Annotated in this window: 2 protein-coding genes; both read right to left on the bottom strand. The window is 50.5% G+C overall.

Translation table 11 applies throughout. The features are described 5' to 3' along the window. The coding region (gene gltB / locus HKN88_04105; GenBank protein NNC97236.1) for a glutamate synthase large subunit at window positions 1-3,914 on the bottom strand (3,914 nt) is incomplete at its 3' end. Between the two features lie 438 nt (window positions 3,915-4,352). Then, window positions 4,353-4,544: a type II toxin-antitoxin system Phd/YefM family antitoxin gene (locus tag HKN88_04100; GenBank protein NNC97235.1), complete on the bottom strand. Its 192-nt coding sequence runs from the start codon at window positions 4,542-4,544 to the stop codon at window positions 4,353-4,355. Window positions 4,545-4,630: the final 86 nt, after the last annotated feature.

Raw genomic sequence — 4,630 nt, 5'->3', positions numbered from 1 at the left:
TTGAATTCCACTTTATAAGTCTCGGGCTTTTGCGAATCGGGTAACTGCACCCAGTAATTGGATAACATGGTTCCGGTCGCGCGGTCGGTGTTCACAATATCGAACATCGGATTTTCCACGCCTTGCTGCAAACGGTGAATAAGTTTTTTATCCAAAACCGAATCAATCCCGTGATCCTGTTCCTGTTGTTTGTATTGACCAACGCCTTCAACCTCGTCATTCCAGTACAAGACTTTACTCAGATCGATGGTTTTGTGTTTCCAGTGCGTCAGGTCATTGCGTACTTTTAGCATTTCAACTTTGCCGATCATGTCGTTCACACTTCTAAAGCCCAGCTCAGCCATGATCTCTCGCAGCTCTTCGGCAAGGTAATAGAAAAAATTCACCACGTGTTCGGGTTTGCCGGTAAAGCGTTTGCGTAATTCCGGGTCTTGGGTAGCGATACCCACCGGGCAAGTATTGAGATGACATTTACGCATCATGATGCAACCTTCGGCGACCAGTGCAGCAGACGCCACGCCCCACTCCTCGGCCCCCAGTAAAGCGGCGATTGCCAGGTCTTTACCCGTTCGGATTTGACCATCGGCTTGTACAATGACGCGATCACGCAATTTATTTCGTAATAGCGTTTGGTGGGTTTCGGCCAGGCCCAGTTCCCAGGGCAAGCCGGCGTGCTGAATGGAGGTTAATGGTGAGGCGCCGGTTCCGCCGTCGTGGCCGGAGATCAGGATCACATCCGAGTGCGCCTTGGCCACTCCCGATGCAATGATGCCGACCCCGCATTTAGACACCAGCTTGACGCTGATGCGGGCTTTGGGGTTGGAATTTTTCAAATCAAAGATCAACTGCGCCAGATCTTCAATGGAATAGATATCGTGATGCGGCGGTGGCGAGATCAAACCCACACCCGGGGTGCTCATGCGCACTTTAGCGATCCAGTCATTGACTTTATGACCGGGTAATTGCCCACCCTCGCCGGGCTTGGCGCCCTGGGCCATTTTGATCTGGATCTCTTCGGCGGTTGACAGGTATTCAGCGGTTACCCCAAAACGTCCGGATGCCACTTGTTTGATCGCGGAATTGAGTGAGTCACCATTCATGGTCGGCTCATACCGACGGGCATCCTCACCACCCTCGCCGCTGTTACTTTTGGCGCCAATGCGATTCATCGCAACCGCCAGGGTAGTATGCGCTTCGTAGGAAATAGACCCGAATGACATGGCCCCGGTGGCAAAACGTTTGACAATGTTGTCTAGTGCCTCGACTTCGGCAATATCGATCGCTTCACCCTTACGGAAATCGAGTAGCTGTCGCAAGGTGACCGGGTGATCAACTTCGGCATTTATGGCGCTGGCGTATTTCTTGTAACTTGCATCGTGTTTGTTACGCACCGCATTTTGCAGGTAATGGATGGTGGTTGGATTGAACAGGTGCTGTTCACCATCTCGTTTCCACTGCAAACGTCCATTGGTGGGCAGAACCGTGGGCGCCTGGTCGGCAAATGCCTGGGTGTGACGGGCCATGCACTCTCTGGCGATTCCGTCAAAATCCAGTCCGCCAATACGCGACACCGATCCGGCAAAACACTGTTCAACCACGTTGTCGCCCAAACCGAGAATTTCAAAGATCTGACTGCCGTGATAAGACTGCAGGGTCGAGATACCAATTTTGGAAATGATCTTGAGTAACTCTTTTTCTATGGAATATTGATAATTGCTTATGGCCTTATCAATGCTCTCCACACCTATGAACTGTTTGTCTTTTAAGCCCTTGGTTATGCAGGCATAAGCCATATACGGATAGATCGCGTTTGCCCCGTAACCGATGAGCGTGGCGTAGTGATGCGCTTCCCACACATCGCCACAGGCAACCACGAGTGAGGTGTGCAAGCGCAGTCCGGCCTTGAGCAGGTACTGATGCACGGCGCCCACCGCTAATAAAGACGGTACGGCAGTGGCCGCGTGATTGGTACCGCGGTCCGAAAGGATCAGAATATTACAACCATTTCGCACCAGGGCTTCGGCTGACGCGCACAAGGTGTTGATCGCGGCTTGCAAACGGCCATCCTGGCCATCGGCTTTAAAGTTCAGCTGCAAGGTGCCGACTTTGAATTGCGACAAGGTGTTGTTCTGGATCTTGAAATAATTTTCCACCCCCAGCACCGGCGTTTGTAATTCAATGACCTCGCAATGCCTGGCTTGCGGTTGCAGAATGTTGTTCGCAGAACCCAGCAACATGTTCAATGACATCACGTGGCGTTCACGAATGGAATCAATGGGTGGATTGGTCACCTGGGCAAAAAGTTGTTTGAAATAGTGCGACAGGTGTTGCGGTTTTTGCGACAGGATGGCCAGGGGCGTATCGATGCCCATGGAAAACACCGGCGGCTTGGCCGCTTCCGCCATTGGACGGATGATGTGTGAGACGGCTTCACGATCAATGCCATGCAAGATCTGTTTGCGTTTCAAGGTACGCGAGTCGTATTCGATACTGCCACTCATGTCATTACTGGGCAGGTTATCGATACTCACCTGATGCTGCTCGAGCCATTCACCATAGGGTTTGGCTGTGGCGATCTGGTGTTTGATCTCTTCATCCGTCAGGATGCAGCCGTTTTCCAGGTCCGCCACCAATAAACGGCCCGGACGTAAACGCCCACTGTGTTTAATATTCTCTGGCGCGATGTCATACACCCCGACCTCGGAAGACACGATGAGGTAACCGTCTTTGCTTTCGATATACCGAACCGGACGCAAACCGTTACGGTCCACCGTGGTGCCGACCAGTTTGCCGTCGGTAAAACACAAGGCCGCCGGTCCATCCCAGGGTTCCATGAGTGCCTGATGGTATTGGTAGAACTCTTTCAACTCTTGCAACATGTTGTCGTCGTGCTGCCAGGCCTGGGGCACCAGCATCATCAAGGCATGGGGCAAGCTGTAACCGGCCATCATCAAGAATTCGAGCACATTATCCAGACTGCCGGAATCGGATAATTCGCTGCCGATGATCGGCAGAAGTTTTTCCATTTCGTCCGCGGTGAAAATTTCCGAGGCCAAGAGTGCTTCACGCGCCCGCCACCAGTGTTTGTTCCCCTGAATGGTATTGATCTCGCCATTATGCGCAATGGTGCGGAAAGGTTGCGCCAGTTTCCATTTGGGCACCGTGTTGGTCGAAAAACGCGAATGCACAATGGCAATTGCCGAGGTCAAAGCCTCATTTTGCAGATCCGGGTAATAGGTGCGTAGTTGATAGGTGGTCAACTGGCCTTTATAAACAATGGTTTTGTACGAACACGAAGGTATGTAAAACGCATCAACCGCATTCGGTAATAACTGATGGATGTGGTGAATGGCAAACTTACGGAACACGTATAAACGGCGTTCCAGCTCGGCGAAACTGAGATTGTCTTTGGGTTTGATGATGATCTGGAACTGGCGCGGCTCCACCGACAAAGCGGTTTTACCAATGCCGGATGGATCGGTTGGTACTTTGCGGTACAACAAGGGTTGCAAACCGAGTTCATCCATAGAGTCATTCATTAAAACTTTGCAGCGTTGAAAAAGCGTGTCGTCCTTGGGATAAAAAACCGCCGCCACCCCGTAGTGACCAAACTCCGGCAACTCGATATTTTTCTTTTGACACACACTGACAAAAAAACTGTGCGGCATTTGCAATGAGATTCCGGCCCCGTCACCCGAGTCGGGTTCGCAACCGCAGGCGCCACGATGTTGCATACGCTCGAGCATGGTCAATGCGTCGTCGACCAGCTTGTGGCTACGCTCACCTTTGAATTGGGTGATCAAACCAATACCACAAGCATCGGACTCGAGCTCGGGCACATACAGGCCGTTATCGGATTGATGCGATAAGGAATTATTTACAGGGTCAGCAAAGTGCTTGAATTTGTCAGACACAAACTCTCCAAATTAGTATTAAGTTTATATACAGCCAGCGGACTGGGAATTGGTCACAGCACTGATGAACATGCATACGCCGTATGCATTATTACAATAGCGACTAGACCGGATCAGATCGGTGGCAACATTTTTCTTGTTGCTTTGCCTGATTTATAACGCGTGAACAGATTGGAGCGTTGAGTATGGACCGAGTGTTGGAATGTTCTTCAAATAGACGTCCAAACGCGAGCCAGTCTGTTAGCGGGCAAAATAGCATAATACCAATGCCATGAGCAAGCTTTAATTAACGGTCTGGTGGCGAAAAGTCGCGAAAAACAGTTTCAAATGCAACTGAATGTGGCTAACGTCGTCGAACGTGCACATTTGAACCATGTTCTATATGGCTAAATGCGTCGAATTCCTTTAAACCTGCTTTTAAAAGTCGTTAAAATTGACTCAACCCGGGGTGTCTGAATCGGCTTCAGGAAATCCCAGGCTTTCGACCATTCGATTGAACATTGCCATCGACATCACCACAACATCTTCGGCATCGCGGCGGGTTACCACGGTAAAGTCGGTATCTGACGACACCTGATCCAATACCGATTTGAGCCGTTGACGGGCTTCGGAAAAATTGACCACTCGCATGCGCATAGCGACTACCTCCTTGAAAGACTCTGGCATTCTACAATATGTACGATAATCTGTACATATAAATGCCGTTTCTGATTTAC

Source organism: Gammaproteobacteria bacterium (assembly GCA_013001575.1).
GTDB lineage: Bacteria > Pseudomonadota > Gammaproteobacteria > Steroidobacterales > JABDMI01 > JABDMI01.
This window is presented reverse-complemented; position numbering and strand designations above follow the sequence as displayed.

Excerpts from the sequence above, each read along its gene's own strand:
- HKN88_04100 (NNC97235.1), bottom strand. The coding sequence starts at position 4,544 with ATGCGAGTGGTCAATTTTTCCGAAGCCCGTCAACGGCTCAAATCGGTA.